The 24,672-nt window shown below is 46.4% G+C and carries 27 protein-coding genes; 2 read left to right on the top strand and 25 right to left on the bottom strand.

Features of this window, described 5'->3' with window-relative positions; genetic code table 11:
• Nucleotides 1–57: 57 nt before the first annotated feature.
• Together sucD and sucC are read right to left on the bottom strand one after the other, a co-directional pair.
• Nucleotides 58–963 carry a succinate--CoA ligase subunit alpha gene (gene sucD / locus BEP19_RS08615; protein WP_120189451.1) on the bottom strand — a complete coding sequence of 302 codons (906 nt, stop codon included), beginning with the start codon at nt 961–963 and terminating at the stop codon, nt 58–60.
• A 17-nt stretch (nt 964–980) separates the two neighbouring features.
• Complete coding sequence (sucC, locus tag BEP19_RS08610) at nt 981–2,141, bottom strand: ADP-forming succinate--CoA ligase subunit beta (protein WP_120189450.1); 1,161 nt, start codon at nt 2,139–2,141, stop codon at nt 981–983.
• 133 nt (nt 2,142–2,274) lie between these two features.
• On the opposite strand from sucC, the gene BEP19_RS08605 reads away from it, so the two are divergent.
• Both BEP19_RS08605 and sda read left to right on the top strand, forming a co-directional pair.
• The gene (locus BEP19_RS08605) at nt 2,275–3,786 is read left to right on the top strand and encodes a YifB family Mg chelatase-like AAA ATPase (protein WP_211329330.1); all 1,512 of its coding nucleotides are present in this window, start codon (nt 2,275–2,277) and stop codon (nt 3,784–3,786) included.
• Nucleotides 3,787–3,967: 181 nt separating this feature from the next.
• Nucleotides 3,968–4,105: a sporulation histidine kinase inhibitor Sda gene (sda, locus tag BEP19_RS08600; RefSeq protein WP_120189448.1), complete on the top strand. Its 138-nt coding sequence runs from the start codon at nt 3,968–3,970 to the stop codon at nt 4,103–4,105.
• A gap of 198 nt (nt 4,106–4,303) precedes the next feature.
• Here the strand turns inward: sda and BEP19_RS08595 are convergent, their stop codons facing one another.
• From BEP19_RS08595 to fapR, 23 genes are all read right to left on the bottom strand, one after another.
• Nucleotides 4,304–4,666: a YraN family protein gene (locus BEP19_RS08595; RefSeq protein ID WP_211329329.1), complete on the bottom strand. Its 363-nt coding sequence runs from the start codon at nt 4,664–4,666 to the stop codon at nt 4,304–4,306.
• Nucleotides 4,666–5,442, bottom strand: a complete 777-nt coding sequence (locus tag BEP19_RS08590) for a ribonuclease HII (RefSeq protein WP_120189447.1) — start codon at nt 5,440–5,442, stop codon at nt 4,666–4,668. Before BEP19_RS08590 ends, BEP19_RS08595 begins: the two co-directional genes overlap by 1 nt.
• 127 nt (nt 5,443–5,569) lie before the next feature.
• Nucleotides 5,570–6,460 (bottom strand): ribosome biogenesis GTPase YlqF, encoded by an 891-nt coding sequence (ylqF, locus tag BEP19_RS08585; RefSeq protein ID WP_120189446.1) that lies wholly within the window; start codon nt 6,458–6,460, stop codon nt 5,570–5,572.
• 28 nt (nt 6,461–6,488) lie between these two features.
• A complete protein-coding gene (gene lepB, locus BEP19_RS08580) occupies nt 6,489–7,073 on the bottom strand; it encodes a signal peptidase I (protein WP_245983433.1) in 585 nt (194 codons plus the stop codon).
• 106 nt (nt 7,074–7,179) lie between these two features.
• Nucleotides 7,180–7,527 carry a 50S ribosomal protein L19 gene (gene rplS / locus BEP19_RS08575; protein ID WP_120189445.1) on the bottom strand — a complete coding sequence of 116 codons (348 nt, stop codon included), beginning with the start codon at nt 7,525–7,527 and terminating at the stop codon, nt 7,180–7,182.
• A gap of 174 nt (nt 7,528–7,701) precedes the next feature.
• Nucleotides 7,702–8,448 carry a tRNA (guanosine(37)-N1)-methyltransferase TrmD gene (trmD, locus tag BEP19_RS08570; RefSeq protein ID WP_120189444.1) on the bottom strand — a complete coding sequence of 249 codons (747 nt, stop codon included), beginning with the start codon at nt 8,446–8,448 and terminating at the stop codon, nt 7,702–7,704.
• A complete protein-coding gene (gene rimM, locus BEP19_RS08565) occupies nt 8,445–8,966 on the bottom strand; it encodes a ribosome maturation factor RimM (RefSeq protein WP_120189443.1) in 522 nt (173 codons plus the stop codon). Before rimM ends, trmD begins: the two co-directional genes overlap by 4 nt.
• A 12-nt stretch (nt 8,967–8,978) precedes the next feature.
• On the bottom strand, nt 8,979–9,380 hold the full coding sequence (locus BEP19_RS08560; protein ID WP_120189442.1) for a YlqD family protein: 402 nt from the start codon (nt 9,378–9,380) through the stop codon (nt 8,979–8,981).
• A 111-nt stretch (nt 9,381–9,491) separates the two neighbouring features.
• Entirely contained in the window at nt 9,492–9,719 is a 228-nt protein-coding gene (locus BEP19_RS08555) for a KH domain-containing protein (RefSeq protein ID WP_120189441.1), read from the bottom strand.
• Between the two features lie 54 nt (nt 9,720–9,773).
• A complete protein-coding gene (rpsP, locus tag BEP19_RS08550; protein ID WP_120189440.1) occupies nt 9,774–10,049 on the bottom strand; it encodes a 30S ribosomal protein S16 in 276 nt (91 codons plus the stop codon).
• Between the two features lie 105 nt (nt 10,050–10,154).
• Entirely contained in the window at nt 10,155–11,516 is a 1,362-nt protein-coding gene (ffh, locus tag BEP19_RS08545; RefSeq protein WP_120189439.1) for a signal recognition particle protein, read from the bottom strand.
• 14 nt (nt 11,517–11,530) lie between these two features.
• The gene (gene ylxM / locus BEP19_RS08540; protein WP_170145313.1) at nt 11,531–11,869 is read right to left on the bottom strand and encodes a YlxM family DNA-binding protein; all 339 of its coding nucleotides are present in this window, start codon (nt 11,867–11,869) and stop codon (nt 11,531–11,533) included.
• Nucleotides 11,870–11,975: 106 nt separating this feature from the next.
• A complete protein-coding gene (gene ftsY / locus BEP19_RS08535; RefSeq protein WP_120189437.1) occupies nt 11,976–12,986 on the bottom strand; it encodes a signal recognition particle-docking protein FtsY in 1,011 nt (336 codons plus the stop codon).
• A gap of 36 nt (nt 12,987–13,022) precedes the next feature.
• Complete coding sequence (smc, locus tag BEP19_RS08530) at nt 13,023–16,586, bottom strand: chromosome segregation protein SMC (RefSeq protein WP_120189436.1); 3,564 nt, start codon at nt 16,584–16,586, stop codon at nt 13,023–13,025.
• Between the two features lie 92 nt (nt 16,587–16,678).
• A complete protein-coding gene (locus tag BEP19_RS08525) occupies nt 16,679–17,737 on the bottom strand; it encodes an elongator complex protein 3 (RefSeq protein ID WP_120189435.1) in 1,059 nt (352 codons plus the stop codon).
• A gap of 37 nt (nt 17,738–17,774) precedes the next feature.
• Nucleotides 17,775–18,470, bottom strand: coding sequence for a ribonuclease III (gene rnc, locus BEP19_RS08520; RefSeq protein WP_120189434.1), 696 nt, complete (start codon nt 18,468–18,470; stop codon nt 17,775–17,777).
• Between the two features lie 20 nt (nt 18,471–18,490).
• Nucleotides 18,491–19,732 carry a beta-ketoacyl-ACP synthase II gene (gene fabF / locus BEP19_RS08515; protein ID WP_120189433.1) on the bottom strand — a complete coding sequence of 414 codons (1,242 nt, stop codon included), beginning with the start codon at nt 19,730–19,732 and terminating at the stop codon, nt 18,491–18,493.
• A 153-nt stretch (nt 19,733–19,885) separates the two neighbouring features.
• A complete protein-coding gene (gene acpP, locus BEP19_RS08510; protein WP_120189432.1) occupies nt 19,886–20,122 on the bottom strand; it encodes an acyl carrier protein in 237 nt (78 codons plus the stop codon).
• 69 nt (nt 20,123–20,191) lie between these two features.
• The gene (gene fabG, locus BEP19_RS08505; RefSeq protein WP_120189431.1) at nt 20,192–20,935 is read right to left on the bottom strand and encodes a 3-oxoacyl-[acyl-carrier-protein] reductase; all 744 of its coding nucleotides are present in this window, start codon (nt 20,933–20,935) and stop codon (nt 20,192–20,194) included.
• A 12-nt stretch (nt 20,936–20,947) separates the two neighbouring features.
• Nucleotides 20,948–21,877 carry an ACP S-malonyltransferase gene (gene fabD, locus BEP19_RS08500; protein WP_120189430.1) on the bottom strand — a complete coding sequence of 310 codons (930 nt, stop codon included), beginning with the start codon at nt 21,875–21,877 and terminating at the stop codon, nt 20,948–20,950.
• A gap of 29 nt (nt 21,878–21,906) precedes the next feature.
• Nucleotides 21,907–22,914: a beta-ketoacyl-ACP synthase III gene (locus tag BEP19_RS08495; RefSeq protein ID WP_120189429.1), complete on the bottom strand. Its 1,008-nt coding sequence runs from the start codon at nt 22,912–22,914 to the stop codon at nt 21,907–21,909.
• A complete protein-coding gene (gene plsX, locus BEP19_RS08490; RefSeq protein WP_120189428.1) occupies nt 22,862–23,920 on the bottom strand; it encodes a phosphate acyltransferase PlsX in 1,059 nt (352 codons plus the stop codon). The genes BEP19_RS08495 and plsX overlap by 53 nt, the downstream gene beginning before the upstream one ends.
• A gap of 11 nt (nt 23,921–23,931) precedes the next feature.
• Complete coding sequence (gene fapR, locus BEP19_RS08485; RefSeq protein ID WP_120189970.1) at nt 23,932–24,510, bottom strand: transcription factor FapR; 579 nt, start codon at nt 24,508–24,510, stop codon at nt 23,932–23,934.
• Between the last annotated feature and the right edge of the window lie 162 nt (nt 24,511–24,672).

Here is a 24,672-nt window from a genome sequence, read left to right as displayed (position 1 = left end):
CTTATAGTTTATTTGAGGAAAGAAGGGGAAATGAAACAAGTCCCCTTCCCCATTAGACTACTCAATTGTTCGACAAATATCAAGCAATCCTTTTTCCCGCAACATATCAATTAACGTTTGCCCAATGACAGCCGGATTTTTTGCGACTGGAATCCCGTTCGCTTCCAGCGCCCGCATTTTTTCCCCTGCTGTTCCTTTTCCGCCTGAAATAATCGCTCCCGCGTGACCCATCCGTTTGCCAGGCGGCGCCGTCTGGCCGCCGATAAAGCCAACAACGGGCTTGGTCATATTTTCCTTGACCCATTCTGCCGCTTCTTCCTCTGCCATACCGCCAATTTCCCCAATCATGATCACCGCTTTTGTATCCGGATCATCATTAAAAAGACGCAACACATCGATAAAATTCATGCCATGCACAGGGTCGCCGCCGATCCCAACCGCTGTAGATTGACCGATCCCGCGTGTCGTCAGCTGGTGCACCGCTTCATAGGTCAATGTTCCACTGCGTGAAACGATGCCAACTTTGCCTGGGGCGTGAATGTACCCGGGCATGATTCCAATTTTCGATTGCCCAGGCGTAATCACGCCTGGGCAATTCGGCCCAATCAACCGCGTACGCTTCCCTTCCATATATTTCTTTACTTTGACCATATCGTGGGCAGGAATCCCTTCGGTGATGCAGACAACCAGCTCCAGTTCCGCGTCCACTGCTTCCATGATCGCATCTGCGGCAAACGGAGGAGCGACATATACAACGGAAGCAGTGGCCCCTGTCGCAACGACCGCTTCCCCAACCGTATTCCAAACAGGAAAACCATCGATGATTGTACCGCCTTTGCGCGGACTCGTGCCTCCGACCATTTTCGCCCCATATTCTAAACAACCTTTTGCATGAAACAGCCCTGTCGCGCCCGTAATCCCTTGCGTTATAATTTTTGTATCTCGATCAATTAAAATCGCCATATATCCCATCCATCCCTTCAGTTTACTAACGATACGATTTGCTTCGCTCCGTCCGCCATCGAATCCGCCGCGACAATGTTTAAACCTGATTCTCCTAAAATCCGCTTACCGAGTTCGACATTTGTTCCTTCTAAACGAACGACCAGCGGTCGGTTGAGTTTGGTTTGTTCGACAGCATTAACGATTCCTGTCGCGATCACATCGCACTGCATAATTCCTCCAAAAATATTGACAAAAATCCCCTTGACCTTTGGGTCCGACAGTATCAATTTAAACGCCTCTGTCACCCGCTCCGCGCTCGCCCCGCCGCCAACATCAAGAAAGTTAGCCGGTTGTCCGCCATAAAATTGAATGATATCCATTGTTGCCATCGCCAAGCCCGCTCCGTTGACCATACAGCCGATATTTCCGTCCAAAGCAATATAATTCAAATCAAATTGCGACGCTTCAATCTCTTTCGGATCTTCTTCATCTAAATCACGCAATGCGACGATCTCCCGTTGTCGAAAAAGGGCGTTATCGTCTATATTCAGTTTGACATCCAAGGCAATGATGTCTCCCTGCCGCGTAAGAACGAGCGGATTAATTTCCGCGATTAAACAATCTTTATCGATAAAGAGCTCATATAAACGAGTCATCGCAGCGGCCGCTTGTTGAATCGACGGCAACGGAATGTTTAACTTGTAGGCAAGTCTACGCGCTTGAAATGGCAGTAACCCGACGGTTGGGTCAATTATTTCTTTTAAAATTTTTTCTGGCGCCCGAGCCGCTACTTCTTCTATGTCCATCCCGCCTTCCTCAGAGGCCATCATCGTCACTCGGCCTGAGCCGCGGTCAATCACTAATCCGAGGTAGTATTCCTTTTGAATCTGACAGCCCTCTTCAATAAGCAGCCGATTCACTTGCTTCCCTTGCGGATCCGTTTGGGGGGTTATCAACTTTTTTCCTAACAATTGCGCGGCGTATTCCCGAACCTGATCTAGATTGTCAGCGATTTTGATGCCGCCTCCCTTCCCACGCCCCCCCGCATGTATTTGAGCTTTTACGACATATTTTTCAACGTCCAACATTCGGGCCACTTCCACTGCCTCTTCAACCGTAAAAGCCGCTTTTCCCCGCGGCGTCGCCACACCATATTCATGAAGCAGCGCTTTTGCTTGATATTCATGGATATTCATAGTCCATCCTCCCCCTTCACTTATAAAAAAGATAAATTCTTAATTTAGTTAAAAGTCTATGCAGGAAATAGCTTGTTTTTGCCGAAATCTTCTATATATAAGCGCGTTTAATCTATTTGGAGGTGGTTCTTCCGTGTTCTTTCAAACGTATAGCGCTGGTGTTTCTGGAATTGAAGGATTTATGGTCGAAGTTCAGGCCGATTTGTCGAAAGGTTTACCCCAATATTCGCTTGTTGGCCTGCCTGATTCCGCCGTGCGAGAATCTAAAGAGCGTGTCCGAGCAGCGATTAAAAATAGTGGTTTTTCGTTTCCTTTAGGCCGCATCACAATTAACCTCGCCCCCGCTAATCTTCGCAAACAAGGTCCCTCATTCGATCTCGCCGTCGCTGTCAGTATTTTGATCGTATCTGGCCAATGGCCCAATACGTTATTGAAAAAAACAATGCTAATTGGAGAGCTGTCGCTGGATGGTCAGCTCAAACCGACCCAAGGGGTTCTACCGATGGCCCTTTCAGCTAAAGAACAAGGCTTTAAACGAGTCGTCGTTCCTCCCGAAAATGCATTTGAAGCCTCGTTGAGCGGTCTCGCCGTTTACCCTCTTTCCCATCTGAAAAAATTCCCGCTCGTTTTCCGCCACAAATCTTTTCAAACTTCTCATTCCTTTCAACCCATTGATTATCCCTATCTTTTTGAACATATTACTGGTCATTATCAGGCTAAAAGAAGTCTTGAAGTCGCCGCGGCCGGAGCCCACAACGCCCTATTGATTGGGCCACCTGGCACGGGTAAAACAATGCTGGCCACCGCTTTGCCCTCCATATTGCCGCCGTTAAGCGACGATGAATGGATCAATGTCATCAAAATTTACAGTGCAGCGGGAAAAGAAATCAATTACGATACGCCAGCTCGTCCTTTCCGCGCGCCCCATCACTTTATTACACCCGCTGGAATGATTGGCGGAGGGCAATATATTCGTCCAGGCGAATTGACGTTAGCGCATCATGGTGTCTTATTTTTAGATGAATTTTGTGAGTTTTCAAGACGTACCCTTGATCTGCTGCGCCAACCTCTCGAAGAACGACGTATCGAACTGCATCGCCATCGTTCTAACATCACACTACCCGCCTCGTTCATCTTAATTGCGAGCATGAACCCCTGTCCTTGCGGCTACTTTGGATTTGAAGACGAACTGCACCCGTGCCATTGTACACCTGCGATGGTCGCCCGTTATCAACGCAAAATTTCAGGACCGTTACTCGATCGATTCGATATTCAACTTGAAGTCGCCCGCTTAGAACCAAAAGAGTTCCTCGACACCACGCCTCAAATAACAGAAAGCTCACAAACGATTCAGCAACGCGTAGTGGAGGCTGCGCAACGGCAAGAAGCGCGCTTCAAAGATTTACCGATTCGAAGAAACGCCGATATGTCTCCGCTTGAACTGAAACAATTTTGCCCGCTTACTCCCGATGCCCAAAAATTACTCCATGCGGTCTATCAACAATTTCACCTAAGTCATCGTTCCCATCACCGTATTTTAAAACTAGCGCGCACAATCGCAGATTTAGCGGCCCGTGAACAGATTTCAGCCGCGGATATCGCCGAAGCAGTCCAATTTAAAACATTAGAAAAAAAATTTTCTTGACGTTTTTAACGCCTGTGGATAACGTTAACCACACGGTCCCCTTAATGAAATCGACACGTTTCCACATGTTCCCACAGACTATCCCCAGTTTATGCACAGCTATTTGTGGATAATCGAACGGTTGTTCTGTTTTTTATTCGATGCTATAATATGGGAAACTATCAAAACGAGGGGTAATACTATGAAACTATTAAGTGATGATGCCTTAATCGATGCTTATCGTAAGTCAGTCAACCTCGGTTTAGATAAAGATTTTATCGACCTCCTGTTAAGTGAAATCAAGCATCGCGAACTCGATTTGCAATTAGCCCATCCGTAAGGGTGGGTTTTATTTTTACATCGAATATATATTCATAAAAAAAAGCCCTCATCGTAATGATGAGGGCCAGATGGAGGAGTCTTTCGCGTCGAGTACACTATTAATATACGCGGCAAGATTGCCGAATGAAGTAAGGCAAATCCCCATTTTTCCGCCTAATTTAACGTCATATCATTGAAATCTAAACTTTCTTCTCATTTAACAAGTAAAAGCGTTTCGAATATGGCGAATCTGACGAGCCTGTTTACTCGCAGGATCCATCAAAATGGAAATTACATCAAAGCGAATTGTATCTCCTTGCCCAAGATAAGCTTTAGCCGCTTGGATCAATCGATTTTGTTTACGTCGATCAACCGCTTCTAAACCACTACCGTAACGTAGGCTTGCGCGCGTCTTCACTTCCACAAATACGATCGTCCCCGATTGTTTCGCAATAATATCGACCTCGCGACGCAGTAAGCGGGCATTCCGTTGTATAATTTCATAACCTCTTTGTTCTAAAAATCGGGTAGCGACTTCTTCACCCCACTGCCCTAATTCATAGCTCGACAAACTTTCCATTACGCATACTCCTTCACAACGCCGAACGTTTTACGGTGCAACGGACATGGGCCGTACTTTTCTAAGGCATTCAGATGCTCTGCAGTACCATAACCCATGTTTTGAGCAAATCCATATACGGGATATGTTTCGTGCGCTTGGATCATCCAGCGGTCTCTCGTCACCTTGGCAATGATTGAAGCGGCGGAAATGGAAATACTTTTGCTATCTCCACCAACAATCGGTCGCTGTTCAACGCCAAGCTGGCTGACAGGACGACCATCAACAAGACAGATCTCTGGACGAGGTTCTAATTGCGCGATACAGTCTCTCATCGTTTGTTGCGTGGCTTGATGAATATTCATTTGATCGATCGTCTGGGCATCAGCGAAGCAAACCGTATAGGCAATCGCCTGTTCCACAATCACATCATAAAAATTTTCTCTTACTTGCGGAGCAAGCTGCTTCGAGTCATTCAATCCTATCAAATAAAAATTATCGGGTAGGATCACCGCCGCGGCGACAACGGGGCCCGCCAATGGCCCACGACCGACCTCATCCATCCCCGCGATATATGCGTATCCTCGTTGCTTAAGCTCCAATTCATGAATGCGCATTTGCTCCCATTGTTCCTGGAGTTGCCGCTCCCGCCGCCTGCGTCTCTGATATTGTTCTAATAAACGTCGAACACCAACGCGCGAATCGGTAGCCAATGCTTGTTCTGTTTGCTGCTCGAGCTGCTGATTATCGATAAATTCTTTTATTTCCTTGATCGTCATCGTATGTATCGAGTTCATTCGTTCTCGTTCCTTCCTATAGGGCGCTCAATCTATGTATTTGACAGAGGTGTGGCGCCGAACATAGAGATGATCCCGGCAAAAACAAAAAACGCGCAGGGGATTGGCTCCTGTACGTTTTATTGTATCATTCCATATGCTGAATTTGCATCATCTCTATCGAAAATTGATCGTCTGGTCGTTCTAACGAAACGGTTCCTAATTTTCCGGAGCGCAGTTCTCGCAGCAAAATATCAGCGGTCTTATCATAATCGATTAAGCCTCTTCCTGCGATGCAGCCGCGTTTTCGTCCAATTTCCTCCATCAATTCAATCCAATCCTGCGGAAGTTGATCGAGCTTGAACCGTTCTTGCAACCGTTCCGGGTAATACAAGGATAAGTAAGCTAACACGAATAGCGCAATTTCTCCAAGATCCAACACTTCGTCACGAATCGCGCCGCTCGCTGCCAAACGAAAGCCGACGAGTTGATCCTCGAATTTCGGCCACAAAATGCCGGGTGTATCTAATAAATCTAGCCCCTCGCTCATTTTCACCCATTGTTGGGCTTTTGTAACGGCTGGACGATCCCCTGTTGAAGCAACTCTTCTACCAGCTAGGCGGTTGATCAATGAAGATTTGCCGACATTCGGAATGCCGAGGATCATTACGCGAACGGATCGATCGTTCATCCCTTTCGCTCGTCTTTTTTCCATAACTGGTTCGACCAATTCGCGACACAGCTCAGGAACCCGACGAACTCCTTTGCCAGATTGGGCATCAATCGGTAGCGCCAGTAAATCGTGTTGACGGAAATAATCTATCCATTGGTCAGTTATCGCTTGATCAGCTAGATCTGTCTTGTTTAATAAGATCAATCTCGGTTTATCCTGGATAATCTCATCGATCATCGGATTTCGACTGGACAGCGGCAGACGCGCATCAAGCAATTCAATTACGACGTCAATTAATTTTAATCGCTCACTGACTTGTCGGCGCGCCTTTGCCATATGCCCTGGAAACCACTGAATGGTCGTCATCTAAGTCACCTTTCCTTACTTAAATCTATTATTTTGGAAAACGAAATTGATTAAGCGGCCAGAAAATTACATCAGCCCGTCCGACGACACTTTTTAACGAGACGGTTCCGATCATCCGACTGTCTTTGCTATTCAATCGGTTATCGCCCATCACGAACAGTTCACCTTCTGGAATTTCAATCGGTCCGAAATCCCCAGTCAGGAAGTAGCCTTCTTGTTCCGCCTGCTGCTTATATTCATGGAGGTAAGGTTCATCGACTGGCTCCTGATTGATATAGAGCTGATCGCCTCTCACTTCTACTATGTCCCCTCCGACACCAATTACGCGCTTAATGTAATCCCGGTCAGCCGTCGCATGGAAAACAATGATATCCCCAGGAGAAGGTTCCTTTACAAAGTAGATCAATTTTGTGACGATGACTCGTTCGCGATCATGCAAAGTCGGCATCATCGAAGCGCCGTCGACGACGAACGGGGCGAATAGCAAAGAGCGGATTACAAACGCAAGTAAGATTGCAATCGCCAACGCCTTGATCCATTCCCACCATTCATTCTTCGCTTTGGTTGCTCCCTCTATTTCCTTCATACCATGGCTGGATTCATGGTTTTCCATTTCTTTAGCTCCTTCCTAGAAAAACAAGTTGCTTATGAATGTATCCTTTTTTTTCCTCGTTATAAGTAGAAAAAAAGGAGCTTGACTAGCAAGCTCCTTTTCCCCTTTAGCGGCGAATTTCTCTGATTCGAGCTGCTCTACCCACGCGATCACGCAGATAGTATAGCTTCGCGCGTCGAACTCTTCCGCGACGAACCACTTCGATTCGGTCGATTTTAGGAGAGTGTACAGGGAGGGTACGTTCCACCCCTACACCGTAAGACATTTTACGGGCAGTGAATGTTTCACTTACACCAGAACCGCGACGTCTAATCACAACGCCTTCAAACACCTGAATACGTTCGCGTTGTCCCTCAACGACTTTAAGGTGAATACGAACCGTATCCCCTGCGCGGAACTCAGGCATGTCCTTTTTTAAATGATCTTCGGTAATTTCACGAATAATTTGTTTCATGTATAAATCCTCCTTTCCAACGAGTGTTCATATCGTCCGGATCGAGTTAGAGATTAGGAGGTTAATTCTAACATCTAGACTTCTTCCAGCACGAAAGCGGACCACCGTAATCGAGGCATTTCGCCCAACAGGAAATAGTTTACCATACTGCATAATGAAGATCAAGATTGATCTTTACGGTTTTTCACTCGCATCACGTTCAACCGCTTCCACAATCTTTTTCCAGGCGGGATCGCGCTCAATTCCCTTCAACAATTCGGGCCTTCGTTCCATCGTCCGCTTCACGGATTGTTTCTTTCGCCACGCTTCAATATTCGCATGATGACCAGACAGCAACACATCAGGCACGCCCCATCCTCTGAACTCAGCCGGCCGCGTATAATGAGGGTGTTCTAGCAAGCCTGTGCTAAATGAATCGCTCACAGCGGAGTTCTCGTTGCCTAGCGCTCCCGGCAACAAACGAATCACACTATCAATAACAGTCATCGCCGGAAGCTCTCCACCCGTTAGCACAAAGTCGCCAATCGAAATTTCATCTGTGATTAAATGTTCGCGGATTCTTTCATCATAGCCCTCATAATGACCGCAAATAATGACCAGATGTTCTTCCGCCGCTAATTCCTCCGCTTTTTGTTGCGTGTAACGCTCGCCTTGCGGGCACATTAACAACACTCGCGGCGGTTTTTCACTATCTACTGCCAAGTTTTCTACTGCGGCAAATATAGGCTCAGGCCGTAACACCATCCCGGCCCCGCCGCCGTACGGATAATCATCCACTTGGCCGTGTTTGTTAACGGCATATTCCCGAAAGTTTCGAACGCGGAACTGGACAAGACCTTTGTCCGATGCTTTACCGACGATACTGCTCGATAACACACCCGTAAACATTTCCGGGAATAGCGTTAAGATGTCGATTCTCATTCCATTAATCCTTCCATCACGTGGACTTTTACTCTCTTTTCCGCAACGTCCACTTCGAGTATGCAGTCATCAATATAAGGAAGTAACAGATCTTTCTGACCCTCCCGTTTCACAACCCATACATCGTTTGCCCCCGTTTCCAAAATGTCTGAAATGACGCCAAGATTCACGCCTTCATCTGACCAAGCTTCACAGCCGACAATATCGTCGTAATAAAATTCGCCTTCCTCTAAATCAATCCGATCCTCTTCGCTAACTCTAAAGACGCCGCCCTTATATTTTTCCACCTGATTAATGTTATCGAACTCTTTCAATTTTACAATGTATAGATTTTTTTGCTTTCGAACGGATTGGATCGTGATCGGTAACGGTTCTTGCAAGGAGTCATGGGCAAGAAAAAGTTCACTTCCCTTCTGAAAACGCTCCTCCGGGAAATCGGTTACGGAGAAGATTCTTAGTTCACCGCGGATCCCATGCGTGTTTACAATTTTACCGACATCATACATTTGTCTTTCCATATTCTCACTCCTCTAACGGCGGATCTCAACCACAATACCATCTTTTATAATGATCTCCGTCTGATTGATTAGTTTATCCCAGTCATCGCCAATTTTCACTTCAACTTCAGACTCCACTTGCGAATGAACGATTTCACGACCGTCCGGAAGCAAATCAAGTTGGTTTTGCAGGTCATAGGCGCGCTTCAGCTTATCGCGTCTTCCCTGTTCTTCCTTTTGCAATCTTTCTTGTACAATTCGATAAGCCTCTGGCCCTTGCTTCGCTGAATCTTGCAACAGCTTTTTACTTCTAAATTGAAGTTGTTCTAGTTCAATCTGGACTTGTTTGATCGTTTGTTCATATTCTCCTTTTAAACGAGTTCTGAGTTGATCTGTTAGAATCATCTTGACAACGACAGGTCGCTTAATTTTCATATTTCCCCCACCTTGAGCAAACGTACGCAACTTCTCACCGAAAGCCGCCCGTTCATTTGGATAAAGATAGAGAAAAAGCCGGGAATCCCCTTGAGGTTCTCCCAGCTTCTTCTACACAATATCGATGGCGATGCGCTTATTTTCTTTTACAGCAGCTGCGGTAACAACTGTGCGTAACGCTCGCGCAATACGTCCTTGCTTACCGATTACTTTCCCCATATCTTCTGGGTGAACAGAAAGTTCATAAACTGTAAGCCGTTCTTTTTGCACTTCTTGAACTGCTACCTGTTCCGGATGATCGACAAGCGCTTTAGCAATAATTTCAATCATTGGTTTCACTTTGCTGACCCGCCTTCCGTTATCCTCTCATGTTCAGGTCCAAGGTGACGCGTCTTATTTCTTTTCGTTCTTTGTTTCGTGTAACTGTTTCATTAGACCCGCTTTGCTAAATAGGTTGCGAACTGTATCTGTCGGCTTAGCGCCTTTTAACATCCAGTCTAATGCTTTTTCTTCATCGATGTTGACAACAGCAGGTTGCGCAACAGGATTGTACGTTCCAATTTCTTCGATAAAACGTCCATCACGAGGTGAACGCGAATCAGCTACTACTAAACGATAGAATGGATTTTTCTTTGCGCCGATGCGCTTTAAACGAATTTTTACTGCCATTTTAAACTTCCTCCTAATATATCCATAGATTCATTTTATATTTTTCAACGTCAGCCCAGATTAGGGGAAGACGTGATCGAAAAACCGCTAGTTGGTTGTTGCTTGTTACATGAATGGAAACTTATTGAATAAGCCGCCTTTTCCTTTTTTCTTCTTGGATTGATCGGCCATTCGCGTAAATTGTTTCATCATTTTCCGCATATCTTCAAATTGCTTAATGAAACGGTTGACCTCTTGCAACGTCACGCCGCTTCCTTTCGCAATGCGTCGCTTACGACTTGTGTTTTTGAGCATTTCAGGATTTTGCTTTTCATCGACGGTCATCGATTTTACAATCGCTTCCACACGGTCGATTTGCTTTTCATCCACCTTGAGATCTTGCATCCCTTTCATTTTACCCATTCCAGGGATCATTCCTAACAGATCTTCCAACGGACCCATCTTCTTAACTTGAGCCATCTGATCGAGGAAATCTTCAAAGGTGAATTCCGCTTTCCTAAATTTACGCTCCATTTCCTTCGCTTTGTCTTCATCGACGGCAGCTTGCGCTTTTTCAATGAGGGACAAGACATCCCCCATACCAAGAATTCGCGAAGCCATCCGATCCGGGTGAAACGGCTCAAGAGCATCCATTTTTTCACCCATCCCCGCAAACTTGATCGGCTTGCCGGTGACCGCTTTAACGGACAACGCGGCTCCGCCGCGCGTATCTCCATCCAGTTTAGTCAGGACCACGCCGCTTAGCTCAAGTTGCTCATTAAAACTTTCCGCGACATTGACTGCATCCTGCCCTGTCATCGCGTCAACGACCAATAAGATTTCATGCGGCTGCGTCGTATCGCGAATGCCTTTCAGCTCGCCCATCAACGTCTCATCGATATGCAAACGTCCCGCTGTATCAATCAAGACGTAGTCCAACCGATTTTCTTTCGCATGGGCAATCGCTTGTTCAGCAATTTCAATCGGACTCACTTGGTCGCCAAGCGTGAACACAGGAACATTCAATTGCTCGCCTAACACTTGCAGCTGTTTAATCGCCGCTGGTCGGTAAATATCTCCCGCGACCATAAGTGGTCGTCGATTCTGCTTTTGCAAGTACTTCGCCAACTTTCCAGTTGTCGTCGTCTTACCCGCTCCTTGCAATCCGACCATCATAATGACAGTGGGGGCTTGTTTCGCGTGTTCGATCTTGCTCTGTGTTCCGCCCATTAAAGCTGTCAATTCTTCGTTGACAACTTTAATGACTTGTTGACCGGGACTTAAAGATTTCATCACTTCTTGGCCAATCGCTCTTTCCTTAACCTTTGCGACAAATTCCCTGACCACTTTAAAGTTAACATCCGCTTCCAGCAACGCGAGGCGCACTTCACGCATCATTTCATTTACATCGGCTTCCGTCACTTTCCCTTTACCGCGCCAACGACTCAATGTGTCCTGTAAACGGTTAGCTAAACCTTCAAAGGCCATAGTATGCCTCCTTATTATTCCATATCAAACTGAGCTAGCGCCTTTACTTGTGAACGAATCTTGTCCCGCTCCCAATCTTCTCGCTCCATCATTTGCATGAGTTGAGTGAGTCGCTGTTGCCGTTCCTCGTAATGGGCTACTAGGCGCAACTTTTCTTCATACGTTTTGAGCACTTGCTCCATTCTTTTCAATTGATCAAAAACAGCCTGTCTGCTGACTTTCACCAGCGCGGCTATTTCGCTTAGCGATAGATCCTCTTCATAGTACATCTCAAAAAATTGCTGCTGACGATCATTAAATAACGGACCATAGAAATCAAATAATAAATTAACCCGATTTGTTTTCTCTAGCATCATTTCCACCTAAAAGATGAATTAATCGTACCGAACAACCACATTACCTTTACTGGAAATTATAATACGCATTTCAAAAAGGAATGTCAAGTAAAATTCTTTACAGTCATATTTGGTCCGTTTGCGGAGATTCATCCGCTGGTTCTTCCATAAAGCCTGTAAACAAGGCATGTACGAATTGCTCAGCGTCAAATGGCTGTAAATCGTCCATCTGCTCGCCTAGTCCAACATATTTGACCGGTGTTTTCAGTTCATTGCTAATCGCGACCACAATCCCGCCTTTCGCCGTTCCATCGAGTTTCGTCAGCACAATCCCTGAGACATCTGTCGCTTCTCCAAACGCCTTCGCCTGATTCATCGCATTTTGGCCTGTTGTCGCGTCCAAGACGAGCATGGTTTCATGCGGCGCATCAGGGATCTCACGTTGGATGACACGGTACACTTTGTTTAATTCATCCATCAAATTAACCTTGTTCTGTAAGCGACCCGCGGTGTCGCAAAGTAAAATATCAGCCTTACGGCTTTTGGCGGCGTGAATTGCGTCAAAAATAACAGCGGCGGGATCGGACCCTTCTTGATGTTTGATCACGTCGGCTCCAACACGCTCGCCCCACACTTCTAATTGTTCAATTGCCCCCGCCCGAAACGTATCACCCGCCGCAAGCACTACTTTTTTTCCTTGTTGCTTATACATGTGGGCAATTTTACCAATCGTCGTCGTTTTTCCTACCCCATTCACGCCAACGAACATAATTACATTCAGGCGTCCATCTTCTACATTGAGGGAATAATCGTGTTCCGTCGGTTGCAACAAACCAACTAACTTTTCAGAAATCAACGGTTTTAAATCAGCCGCGTCCGTGATTCGCTGGGCTTTCGCTTCCTCCCTCAGCTCATCGACCAGCTCGAGCACAGTTGTTACCCCGACATCAGCCGAAATTAAAATTTCTTCAAGTTCTTCAAAGAAATCATCATCGAGTTTTTTATAGCGTTTTACGAGGTCTTCTACTTTGCCAACGAACGCATCCCTCGTTTTGCTTAGCCCATCTTTAAACTTACCAGTAACCGCTTCTGTTTTTTGTGAGATCTTCTCTTTTAACTTTTGAAAAAAACTCATCGTATAGACTCCTTCCATCGATATCTCTTTTATAGATTATGCTGTGACAGTTGATTGGTCTTCGAGTTTAACGGAAACGAGTTTAGAAACGCCTCGCTCTTCCATGGTGACTCCGTACAACACATCGGCGCCTTCCATCGTCCCTTTGCGATGGGTGATACAAATAAATTGTGTCTGTCCCGCAAACTCGCGCAAATATTCCGAGAAACGCGCCACATTCGCTTCATCCAACGCAGCTTCCACTTCATCCAGCACACAGAAAGGAACAGGTTGAATCCGTAAAATTGAAAACAACAGAGCGATGGCGGTCAGCGCCTTTTCTCCGCCGGATAGTAACGCCATATACTGCAACTTCTTACCTGGCGGTTGAGCGACAATTTCGATTCCCGAAGTTAAAAGGCGCTCTGGTTCCGATAATTGAAGATCGGCCTGTCCCCCGCCAAACAAGTGTCGAAACACACTCTGGAATTCACCGCGAATTTGCTCAAACGTTTCTGTGAACCTGCGCGTCATCTCTCGCTCAATCTCCGCAATGACTTCGTACAATGTTTGCTTCGCCTGCTCTAAATCATCAAACTGAACATTGAGGAATTCAAAGCGCTCAAATTGACGGGCATATTCGTCGACCGCTCCCAGATTAACGATCCCTAAATCATCCAATCTTCGCTTGATTTCCCGCGCTTGCTGTTTCATCTCGGCAGGGTCTTGCGGTGGAGGGTAGGATTCTTTCGCTAGATCATAAGACAACCCGTATTCTTCAAATAAGTGATCTAATTGATTGTCCAGTTCTACATCCAATCGCTCGACTTTTAACTCCGCTTGATGCAGCTTCTCCTCTAGTTCCCTGCTCTGCTTTCGAATCAATCGAACGTCGCTGTCCAATTGGTCAATTTGATCTTCACTGTCTTTTCGCGCCCGCTCTCTCAGTTGAATTTGTTCGTCTAGATTTCTTCTCTTTTCTTGCAAATGAATCACGCGCTGTTCGAGCTGCAGTCTGCGGGCTTCGTCTTCAAGTTTCGTCTGGACTTGTTTTTCCTGTGAATCCTCAGCAGCCGCTAATGCCGTTTTCGTTTCCGCTTCCAAAGCGTCTAATCTACTAAGCTCCGTCTGAAACACAGCCTGCTGCTGTTGAAGTTGCGCAGCTTGAATTTTAAGTTGCGTTATTTGATCGTTGTATTCATCCTTGGCCTGTAACAACACGCTCCTGCGCTTGTCTAGCTGATCCATCGTTTGTTTCAACTGACGCCCTTGGTTAGTCCGCTCTCCTAACTCGGCTTGTAGCGTCAAGCCTCGCTGCTGATTGGCTCGTTCCTCTTCTTGCAACGCCGATAACTCTGTCTGCCACCTACGGCTCAATTGCTGCGTATTGTTTCTTTCAACTTGCAGACGGCCTAACTTGTTTTTCGTTTCATGTTCATTTGCTTGATGTTGTTCAATCAGTTGCCGTGTATCTTCTTGGGCAGCTGTTAGTTGTTGCAACTTCATGTCCATCAACACTAATTCATCAGCCTGTTCTTGTTGTTCTTGTTCTCTTTGTTTTAACGATAGCTTAAGTTCCTCGAGTTGCCTCGTCCTGCCTAACAAATGAGCGTTCTTTTGCTGAATCGCGCCGCCTGTCATCGCCCCGCCTGGGCTAATCACCTCGCCATCGATGGTGACCCAGCGATAGCGGTAACCAAATTGACGGGCAGCAGCATTAGCCGTAGCTAAATCTTTCATGATCATCGTTGAACCTAATAGATTCTCATAAATCGCCTTATAGCGGGAATCACATGCAATCAAATCACAAGCAACCCCAATAAAACCCGCGATGCCTTGCAACATTGCTTCATCTTTTGACGAAATGCGGCGCGGGCGGATCACATTCATCGGCAGAAAGGTGGCGCGTCCTAGGCGATGGTCCTTCAACCACTGAATCGCTTTTCTCGCGACCGTCTCATCTTCCGTGACAACTTGTTGCAGCGAACCGCCGAGCGCAATCTCTAACGCTGTTTCGTACGCTGCGGACGTTGTCATTAATTCTGCGACAGCGCCATGTATGCCCAGTAAGACTGTCCCTTTAGCCTTCAAGACCTCTTTTACGCCCTGTCTAAACCCGCTTAAGGAAGCCTCCATTTCTTTAAGTAGGTCGCGTCGCGAGCTTAGCGCCTGCATTTTTTGTTCCATATCTCTCAATCGTTTAAAACACGATTCACGTTTTCGGCGCGCCTGCTCATACTCCGTTGCCAATTGGCGTAGTAAAAGCTGCGCCTGTTCTCGCTTTGTCACTCTCTGTTCTAATTCAAGACGGAGATTTTCATCTGCTAGATTGACCTGCTTCGCTTGCGCTTTCGTCGCAAGCGCCTGCTCTGTTAATTGTGTCCGCTTTTGATGGAGCGATTGTCCCGTTTGCTCGCAATGCCGCAGGTCATTTTTTAGCGCGGCGATCTCATTTAGCGCTGCAATATAATCAGCTTTAAGCTGATCAACGTCCACCGCCAACCCTACCCCTGTTTCACCTAATCGCGTTTGTTGCTCGATTAATTGCTGTTCGATCCGCTCTGCTTCTATAAACGAATCAGCTAACCGTTGTTCCTGTTCAGCCCGTTGCCCGGCAATCTGGGTTAATTTTTGCTCGAGACTAGATTTGGTTTGAGCTATTTGCCGCTCATTTTCTGCGATGTGCTTTGCCCGTTCGAGCAGTACCTGACGTTGGCCTTCTGTTTGTTCGGTCTCTTCTATGACACCTAACAACTCCCGTTGTTGCTGTTGCTGGAGCTGAGCTTGCTCCGCATTTGCCCACTTCCGCTCAGCAAGTTGCGCTTCAATCGCATTAAGCTCCGCGGAACGGGCAACAAGTTGGTCACGATAACCAACGACCGATTCTTTTGCGGTTTGCCAGGTTTCGCTCAACGATTCAATTCGATGCGCTGTAAGGCTTATATCCCGCTGCTTTAGTTCACGCTGCAAATCCAAATAAATTTCTGCCTGCTCAGCCTGCTGCTGAAGGGGAGGAAGTTGCGTCGATAACTCTGATAAGATGTCCTCAATTCTCGTTAAATTTGCAGCTGTTTCGTTTAGTTTTTTCTCGGCTTCTCTTTTTCTCGTTTTATATTTTACAATGCCAGCCGCTTCTTCAAATATTCCACGGCGGTCTTCCGATCTTGCGCTTATAATTTCTTCGATCTTTCCTTGGCCGATAATCGAATAAGCCTCTCTGCCAACACCCGTATCCATAAATAATTCAACGATATCTCTAAGCCGACACGGTTGCTTATTAATAAAGTATTCACTTTCGCCTGAGCGGTAAACACGGCGGCTAATCGTCACTTCACTGTAATCGATCTTCAACGTTTGCTTGCTGTTATCCAAGGTCAATGAGACTTCACCATAATTCACGGCTTGTCTTGCCGCGCTGCCGGCAAAGATAATATCTTCCATCTTGGCTCCGCGCAGCGAGCGAGCGCTCTGTTCTCCAAGTACCCAACGAATCGCATCCGCAATATTACTTTTGCCGCTGCCGTTTGGACCTACTACAGCCGTTACCCCTGAGCCAAACGCCAATTCAGTCCGCTTTGCAAATGATTTGAATCCAACTAATTCAAGTCGTTTTAAAAACATGATCTCCCCCTAAAAAGCAACCGCAGACCCTTTTCTAACAATCTTTATTTTACCATATTTGATCCCCGCAAACAGAAAAAATCCAGCCCTGATTAAGAACTGGATTCCAGATCACGTAAACGATATGAAATAATTTTTCCGCTTTTCATAGCGAGTTGACATTGGTGCCGTTCCACATTTGAATTCAAAGCAAGATCCACAGAGGATTGAGCGAAAGAAGCCCAATTCGCGCCCCTCGGACCGCGGACAGCCGTTTCATCTGCCGGATGAATCATAAATGTATCGATTTCCTCGCTTGAATAGTCCTTAACAATTGTATCTAACAACCGTCTGTATAATTTTGCTTCCACTAACTGACGAAACGAAGGATGAAAAGGACCAGCGATTAGTGACCCTTCGGCGCGCAAATCTTCAGATGCATGTAAACCAAGCCGAATAACTTGAATCTGATGTTTCATAAATAGCAGCCATATCTGCGCGCACCAATCTACCGCTTCTTCTAAAGACAACGGTTTGTACTGCTTTGTCGCATACATCCACTCTAGTTCAGTCCCCGCAATGACCAACGCGGGGTAGATCCGAACAAAATCCGGTCGCATGTTAACAACTTGTTGGGCCGTATTCATCGCGATTTCCTTTGTATCGCCGGGTAAGCCAGGTAAAAGCTGTAAGCCAAGCTGAATACTCGGATAGTTTCGAATGATTTCAACCGCTGTTGCGACCTGTTCAGCTGTATGGCCGCGTTGTGATAAGGCAAGCACATGATCATCGAGTGACTGAACGCCTAATTCAATCGCTGTTACCCCATACGGCAATAAAAACTCCATGATCGCTTCATTGATATAATCGGGACGAGTTGAGAATCGAATACCCTGAACTTGTCCGTTATCAATGTACTCTTTCGCCACGCCCAACATCATTTTTTGATAGCCGCGAGGCAGGCCTGTGAAACTCCCGCCAAAAAAAGCAATCTCAACGTGGACCTTTTCATCCATCGTCCTTAGATGCTGATCAACAATAGCCCGTATTTGTTCCTCGGTTAATTGCTCTTCGCGCTTTTGCCCCGTAATCCGCGCTTGGTTACAGAACACACAGTCTTTTGGACAACCTTGGTGGGGAACAAAAATGGCAATTCTACGTTGCTTGATCATGATCTCAGGTATCCTTTCTATCTGTTAACAAAATGATTTAACGAACTTTAAGTTTTGAAAGGGCAGCAGATGCCGCGTGTTGTTCCGCTTCCTTCTTTGAGCGTCCCATTCCGCTTCCCATCGAATTGCCATTTAACAACACTTCTGAAACGAACTCGCGATTGTGGGCGGGACCCTTTTCTTCAACAATTTGATAGATGATCTCACCTAAGTTTACGCGCTGCACAAATTCTTGCAGTTGACTTTTGTAGTCGGTTACTTTGGTAAATTCGCCGCGATCAATCGATGGAAACACAAATTTATCAAGAAACGTGTTGACTGTTTTTAAACCCTGATCTAAATATAGAGCCCCAATAAACGCTTCGAAAACGTCCGCTAATAGAGCGGGCCGACGTCTGCCGCCTGTCATTTCCTCTCCTTTACCAAGTAGAACAAGCGAGCCAAATTGCAAAGATTCCGCGAATCGAACGAGCGACGGCTCACAAACGATCGCCGCCCGCAACTTCGTCATTTCTCCTTCAGACATCTTAGGGAAGTGAGTAAATAAAAACTGAGAAACAGTCAACTCTAGTACCGCATCCCCTAAAAATTCGAGACGCTCATTGTCTTGGAATGGTCTACCCCGATGTTCATTGACATAAGAAGAGTGTGTAAAAGCTTGTTTTAATAGTCGTTCATTTCTAAACTGGACACCGATTGTGTTCTGTAACTGTTTAAAATCCACTGCGCTCATCTCCAAGATATCGCTTTAGTTTAATCTTGAAACTTACGGATAATAATCGTTGCGTTGTGTCCGCCGAATCCTAACGAATTGGATAAGGTCACATTGACCTCCGCTTTGCGCGCTTCGTTAGGCACATAATCTAAATCGCAGTCTGGATCTGGCGTTTCGTAATTAATCGTAGGCGGAACCGTTTGATCTTGAATCGCCATTACACAGGCAATCGCTTCTACCGCTCCTGCCGCTCCCAGTAGATGCCCGGTCATCGACTTCGTGGAACTGATCAATGTCTTATAGGCATGTTCCCCTAGCGCCGCTTTGATCGCCATCGTTTCAAATTTGTCATTATATTCGGTTGACGTGCCGTGAGCATTAATATAATCAATCGCTTCAGGCGCTACACCGGCATCTTGGATCGCCAGCGCCATACAGCGCGCCGCTCCTTCACCTTCTGGGGCTGGCATCGTTAAATGGTGCGCGTCACCGCTCATCCCATAACCGACCAATTCAGCGTAAATCGTCGCCCCTCTTTTTTGGGCGTGTTCCAACGATTCAAGCACCAATACACCCGATCCTTCCCCCATTACAAATCCATCTCGATCGAGATCGAACGGACGACTTGCTTTTGTAGGATCATCATTTCTCGTTGACATCGCTCTCGCAGAACAAAACCCAGCTAACCCCATCGGATAAATTGTTGCTTCCGCGCCGCCCGCAAACATGACATCCGCTTCGCCGCGTTGAATAATTTTAAACGCGTCCCCGATTGAATTCGTTCCCGTCGCGCACGCAGTAATCGCGGAGCTGTTTGGACCTTTCGCTCCAAGAGCAATGGATACTTGTCCAGATCCCATATTTGCAATCATCATCGGGATAAAGAACGGACTCACCCGACTCGGCCCTCTGTTTAACAGGGTTGAATGCTGTTCTTCAAATGTGCCCAAACCGCCGATCCCTGAACCGATATAAACGCCGATACGGTCCCGATTGCATTCATCCATATTCAACTTCGCGTGTTCTTTCGCCATCTTCGCGGCCGCGATCGCAAATTGAACAAATCGATCAGTCCTTCTCACTTCTTTTCGATCCATCCAATCTTCCGGGACAAAATTCTTTACTTCCGCGGCTATTTTAGTCGGATATTCGGAAACATCAAAAGCAGTAATATGGTCAATTCCAGACTTTCCCGCTAGTAGGTTGCTCCATAATTCGTCAACCGAATTTCCACTAGGAGAGACAACACCCATTCCAGTAATGACAACTCGATTCTTCATCGTTTCACCTCAACGCTATCCCATTATATTTATCCAGTTCACTCATTTGTCCTTTGCAAATAGCCCGTCTATACTTCTAGAAAAAGCGGGGTTCTGCTAAAAAAGTTAAATTGACAGGAAAGTCCCGTCAAAAACGGGACCTTCTTGTCAATTTTATTTGTGGGATCCTATGTACTCTACTACATCACCCACTGTAGCAATTTTCTCCGCGTCTTCATCAGAGATTTCCATATCAAACTCATCTTCAAGTTCCATTACAAGTTCAACTACATCTAAGGAATCTGCTCCTAAATCTTCTTTAAAAGAAGCTGTCGTTACGATAGCTGATTCATCCACACCAAGTCGATCAATCACGATCTTTTTCACTCTTTCCAGAATATCGTCTGCCATAACCTTCACCTCCTCTTAGGGTATTATACGAAAACTTGCTTTGGAAAACTAGTCCATCCTATAAATTTCCTAACTCATGTACATCCCGCCATCCACATGGATCGTTTGCCCAGTGATGTAGGATGCTTGATCTGTCGCTAAAAAACAGACCATCGCAGCGATATCTTCTGGCTTTCCTAATCGTTGCAACGGAATCTGCGTTTTCAGCCCCGTTTGAATTTCTTCGCTAAGTTGCGCGGTCATATCGGTTTCAATAAAACCAGGGGCAACTGCATTGACCGTGATTCCTCTTGTGGCCACTTCACGGGCAACCGCTTTCGTTAAGCCGATTACGCCCGCCTTAGCCGCAACGTAATTCGCTTGTCCAGCATTACCGAGCGAGGCGACGACCGAGGCGATATTAATAATCCTGCCCGCCCGCTTGCGCATCATCGGCCGCGTCACAGCTTTTGTACAATGATAGACTCCTTTTAGGTTCGTCGAGATCACTTCATCCCACTCTTCGTCTTTCATTCTCATTAACAGATTGTCTCTCGTTACGCCCGCGTTATTAACGAGAATATCGATCTTTTCAAATGCGTCCAACGTCTGCTGGACCATCTGATCGACTTGCTGCGCATCCGCTACATCCGCCTGAATGACGAGAGCTCGACGACCTAACTTTTCCACTTCAGCGGCAACCTCGCGCGCCGCTTGCTCGCTTCCCGCGTAATTAACAACAATGTCTGCTCCGGCTTTTGCTAACGATAAGGCAATCGCTCGCCCGATGCCGCGTGATGCTCCTGTAACAACCGCTACTTTATCTTTTAACATAGATCCTCCCTTTTACACTAACACCGCTTTAAAGTTATTTAATGTTTCCATATCTTCAATTGCATACGTCTTGACTGATCGGTCTATTTTTCGAATCAACCCGCTAATCACCGTGCCTGGACCAATTTCAATGAATGTGTCCACGCCATGATCAATCATATATCGAATCGAATCGGACCAGAGCACAGGTGAAGCGACTTGATCGACTAACGCCTTAAAAATGTCTGCTGGTTCCGTGATCGGCTTCGCTGTCGTATTCGCAATGATCGGAATCGAAGCGCTTGAAATTTGTATGTCTGATTCCAACTTCCTCTTTAGCTTTTCAGCCGCTGGCCTCATAAAACTAGAATGAAACGGCCCGCTAACATTTAGTGGGATCACTCGTTTCGCGCCCGCCGCATCCGCTTTTTCCCCGGCAATCCGAACCCCTTCATGCGAACCTGAAATGACAATTTGACCCGGGCTATTTTGGTTAGCTAAGTCAACAACGTACCCACTCTTTGTAACTTCCTCACAAATTGCGCCCAGTGGCTCAAGATCCATCCCAATCACTGCGGCCATTGTACCTTCCGCGTCACACATATACGTGCCTCGGGCGTGCGTGATTTTCACCGCGTCTTCAAAACTAAGCGCCCCTGCGTGAACAAGAGCGGCATACTCTCCTAAACTATGACCCGCTAAAAACAAAGGTTCCAGGTCAGTCTCCGCCTTGACCCATTCTAGCGTAGCGCAAGTTACGGTTAAAATGGCGGGTTGTGTGTTACTCGTCAAGCGTAATTTTTCTTCGGGACCTTCAAAACAAATCTTGGAAATAGAAAAACCTAATGCTTCATCTGCTCGTTCAAAAATTTGCTTCGCGCTTTGATTTTGTTCGTAAGCTTCTTTTCCCATGCCGATATACTGCGCCGCTTGACCAGGAAATACAAAAGCAATGTTTTTCATTTTCAATTTCTCCCCCTATTAGTAATTGGCTAGCGCTTTTCCGTTGTGTCCCATTTTAAGACGGATGCTCCCCAGGTTAATCCGCCGCCAAACCCTACTAACACCAAGTGGTCCCCTTGTTTAATCTTTCCATTTTTTGCGGCTTCATCCAGCGCCACGGGAATCGACGCGGCTGACATATTTCCATAGCGATCAAGATTTACGACGACCTTCTCTATCGGCAGTCCCAATCGTTTTACAGCGGCATCAATAATTCGCATATTCGCTTGGTGTGGAACAAGAAGACTGATGTCCTCTTTTGTAAGTCCGGCTTTCTCAATCGCCGCCTCAGCAGAACTGCCCATCACACGCACAGCAAACTTAAATACGTCTGACCCGGCCATTTGCAAAAAGTGTTGTTTATTGGCGATCGTTTCTTCGCTTGCTGGCATTCTAGAACCACCAGCAGGTAGTTTTAGTAACTCTCCGCCCGCCCCATCTGAACCTAAATCGAACGACAAGAAACCGCTTCCATCTTCAACAGGGCCAAGCACAGCAGCCCCCGCCCCGTCTCCAAAGAGGACACATGTGTTCCGATCGGTCCAATCGACGATGCGCGACAAGCATTCAACCCCAATCACAAGCGCATAGCGGTACAATCCATTTTGAATAAATTGACTTGCGGTCGCTACCCCATATAAGAAGCCGGAACAGGCAGCCGCCAAATCAAACGCAGCCGCTTTTTTCGCCCCTAGTCGTTCTTGAATTAGGTTCGCTGTAGATGGAAATGTCGTATCCGGGGTGATCGTTGCCACGATAATCAGGTCAATCTGCTCCGCGTCCAGCCCCGCCGTTTCCAGCGCTTGTTGAGCCGCTTTATAAGCTAAATCTGAAGCGGCCTCGCCTTCTGCGCTAATGCGTCTTTCACGGATCCCTGTTCTAGATACGATCCAATCATCGCTCGTATCTACCATTTCTTCCAGGTCTTGATTCGTTAAGATTTTCTCAGGCAAATAGGCTCCCGTCCCCAGGATTCCCGCTGCTCTCATTTTCTGCATCCAATTCCCTTCTTTCTTGCTGAACTTCCTTTTGGATAAGACCGATAATATCCTTTTCCACAAATTGAGCGGCTTGAAAAATGGCATGTTTAATGGCGTTTGCATTAGATGAACCGTGGGCTTTAATGCATGTGCCTTGCAATCCCATTAACGGCGCTCCGCCATACTCGGTATAGTCCATTTTCTTCTTAATTCTTCTTAAGCTCGGCTTTAAAAGGGCCGCGCCCGCTTTACTTATGATAGATGAAGTAAGCTCGTCTTTTAAAACTTGAAAAACAGCTCCAGCCATTCCTTCAAGAGATTTCAATAAAATGTTTCCCGAAAAACCGTCGCAAATTAAAACATCACACGCGCCAAAAGGCACGTCCCTAGCCTCAATATTTCCGATGAAGTGTAGATTACTATTGTTCAGAAGGCCAAAAGTTTCCCTCATTAATTCGTTCCCTTTCAGCTCTTCGGCGCCTATGTTTAGTAGGCCAACTCTTGGAGTAGGCACGCCCATCACACCCTGCGCATAAATATTCCCCATCATAGCATATTGCAGCAGGTGCTCAGGCTTGGCGTCAATATTTGCCCCTACATCCAAAACAAGCGTTCCCTTACCCTGTTCAAGAGAAGGTAAAATGGGCGCCAACGCGGGACGCTCAATCCCATCGATCCGTTTCGTAATAAACACGCCTCCAGACATGAACGCGCCCGTATTTCCAGCGGAAATAACGGCGTCTGCTTTCCCTTCACGGACCATCTCCAACGCGATAACCATCGATGCGTTTTTCTTACGGCGAACAGCCTTAACCGGCTCTTTTTCGTCTGATTCAATCACTTCGGTCGTATGGACAATTTCAATATTGGGAGGACAGGAATCGTCCATGTAGGATCTAATCTTACTTTCGTCGCCAACTAAGACAATATGTATATCGGTTAAGTCTCGCGCAGCTATCATTGCTCCTTCAACGATAGCTTGGGGAGCGTGATCGCCACCCATTGCATCTACAGCGATCCTCAAGCGGTTCCCTCCTATGCTTTATGCGTATCCATTACTTTATACACGTGAAAACTACCGCTAAAAACGAGCTCATCTTGGACCCGGGTTTCAATACGGACAATCGTTTTATCTTTCTGTTGACTACGCGCGATCGCGCGCGCAATCAGTCTCTCCTTTAACTTAACCGGGCGGATGAATCGTATGCGAGCAGCCCCCGTCTGCGCCACTTGCGCATTGACAACGGCCACAGCTAATGAATTTGCCTGGGCAAAAACATAGTGATCTTTCGCGAATAAAGTGTGTGAGACGAGATGCTCTTCACTAATTTCTAAAATGGATACAGCACTTTGATCCAACTTTAAATCTACTAACTCACCGGTAATATCATACCGTTGAAGCGGTTTCACCTGTTCCAACTTTTGTTCAGCTACGTTTTTTATTCTTTCCCGCAGCTCTGGAATACCCAACTCAAGTCTGTCTAGGCGTATAGTTTGAACACTTACAGAATATCGCTCCGCTAACTCTTCATCTGTAAGGAAGGGGTTCTCATGCAAACGTTCAGATAATTTGATTTGCCTTTCCCTTTTTTTCAAACGATATATTTTCCTCACCACCAGACGGGTCTCAATTACGCCCCCGACGTATGCGCATGCTGACAGAGTTCCCCGAGCTTGCCCGAATTTTTCTGTGGCATACATCGCAGGGCCTATAACTGGATTTAAGTTAAATTTATTACCAGGTACTAAAAGTATATGGGATAAACCAAAAAATCG

It is taken from the genome of Ammoniphilus oxalaticus (assembly GCF_003609605.1).
Taxonomy (GTDB): Bacteria; Bacillota; Bacilli; order Aneurinibacillales; family RAOX-1; genus Ammoniphilus; species Ammoniphilus oxalaticus.
This window is presented reverse-complemented; position numbering and strand designations above follow the sequence as displayed.